This is a genomic window from Moorena sp. SIO3I6 (assembly GCF_010672095.1).
Map to the genome: position 1 here is coordinate 1 of NZ_JAAHHU010000838.1, position 2,112 is coordinate 2,112.

The following is a 2,112-nucleotide window of genomic DNA, read 5'->3' on the forward strand; positions in this document are numbered from 1 at the left end:
CCTCTGCTTCACCATAGTCAGTCAGTTGTCCGCCGCTGATATTGATAATATGCGCTCCGGCATTAACGGCCTGTTCAATGGCACGAGACAAATCCAGTTGGGAGAGGCGGCGACCTTCATCGGCGAAAACAGGTATGACTAACCCCTGGCAGTTTGGGGCAATCCCCTGCACAGGAGAACCATGCTGACCCAAAATCAGACTGGCAACATGAGTGCCATGGCTCGACATCCTCCCACTCGGGTTTGCCTCTCCCTGAACTAACGTTGGCAACCGCTTTAGCCTAGCCCCATCAAAACAAGGATGAGCCTGGTCAACAACCCCATCTAGAACTGCAACCACAACTTGGGAGTCCCCTTTGGTTTTTTCCCAAAGTCCCTGTATTCCTGGGATTTTAGCAATTTCAGACATTGAATCCCAAACTAATTTTGGATTGTTAAGCCATTGGTTAAGATACTATGTCCAGTGGTATAGAAAACTGATATAGCCACAAAACTTAATATTTAGGCACTTGCCTGTAAAAAAAATATCAATTAAATTAGGATGGGCAAAGTTATATATAGAATTTTTAGCGACGTTTGAGGATAAATCTTATGCTTTTAAGGCAAAAGGCAAGCTATCAGCTATCAGCTATCAGCTATCAGCATATGCTTAGATGGGCAAATCCCCAAACTTTCAATTCTGTCAAATCTCGATTAAATTATCCTGTTCGATGTTTATTTTAAGCATTAGGCATTATAGCTGACCGCTGACTGCTGACCGCTGACTGCTGAATGTTAACGGCAAAAGGCAATATTCAAGAGGGGTTTAAAGGAATCAGCATCAAATAAAACTGTACCTCATAACTGCGATCAACGCTATTATCTGGAATAATCAAAAAACCAAACTGTTTTTGAGCACCCTCAAAGCTTCTTGATGACCTCTTATCTATTATCTATTGCCTCTTGCCTTTTTCCTTTACCAAATTAAATCGAAATACTATAGTCCAGGGCTATAGTAGGGTGGGCAAAGTTCTATAATCTAGAATACTCAAAAAAAACAAAGTGTTTTTGCCCACCCTACAAGCTATTTACAACGGGCTAGGGCTATAGTTTTTATTAAGGTTTTACTGGAACAGAAGCTAACATAAATTCCCCTACAGAAGACTCTTCATAGTAGTCAATTCCAGTGGCTTTTTGAAAGAGATCAGAATTACCTGCTCCAATTCCGCAGGGGGCTAAATTCATACTGGTGGCAACTAGATAAAAGGTTTGATACATAACTCCAACGTGTTTTAAAATCGTTGCATAGGCCATGGATTGATATTTCCAAAACATTCGTCCGAAGCGGGCGGTAATCACAAATACAACCTGGGGCTGATCATGTTGAGCGCTGGCAAACCAGACATCCTGAACTAATGCTTCCGTTTCTGCGGTCCATGCTGAAACTTGACACAACAAATGGTCTAAGGGGTGATAATGATATAATCCCTGTTTTAATCCTTGACAAGCGTTAACCACGGGATAAATTTCCAATTCATAAATCGCACCCCCACCGGGATAGGGACGGTTACTGACCTCTCCCCGTTCTGTATCGAAGAGTTTTTTCACCCTGGCGCAACGGTAGAGAAACTGTCCTAATTGTTCAAGGGTGATCGGGGTTTCGTCATATCGCCGGATCGAACGGCGAGTTTCTAATGCCTGACTCAAGGGCATATCGGTTTGATTGAGTTCCTCTAAGTTTGGTTTTGCCAAGGGAATCACCACATCGCTCATCAATGGCTTCACCCCAGGCAAGGGGTCAATTTTACCGACATAGGGAAATATGCCACCCAAGGGATTATTATGTCTACCGAGGCGACTGCGGGAATGGAAGAGTAAATCATGAAATTCCCAAAACACTAGCGGTGGAGTTGCTTCTTCGCTCTCAACCTCTTCATCTTCTTCAACAGGACTGGCAAAGGATGCAGACAACATCTGCGCCGCAAACAGTAAACTGAGAAACTGTTGGGCAATCTCTTCTGTAATTCCAGGAATTTCCTGACTTAAGCTGGCAGCGGTTTGGGGTTGAGATAACTGACTCACTAAGGCAGGACCCAGCCAGTCTGAAAATTTAATCTTACTTTTGGTAAGGGA

At 43.3% G+C, this 2,112-nt stretch carries 2 protein-coding genes; both read right to left on the bottom strand.

Going from position 1 to position 2,112, the window contains the following annotated elements; genetic code table 11:
• On the bottom strand, positions 1–409 hold a 409-nt coding region (locus tag F6K49_RS43375), incomplete at its 3' end, for a S8 family serine peptidase (RefSeq protein WP_293107866.1).
• A gap of 686 nt (positions 410–1,095) precedes the next feature.
• A partial coding sequence (locus tag F6K49_RS43380) for a SagB family peptide dehydrogenase (RefSeq protein ID WP_293107870.1) occupies positions 1,096–2,112 on the bottom strand: 1,017 nt, incomplete at its 5' end.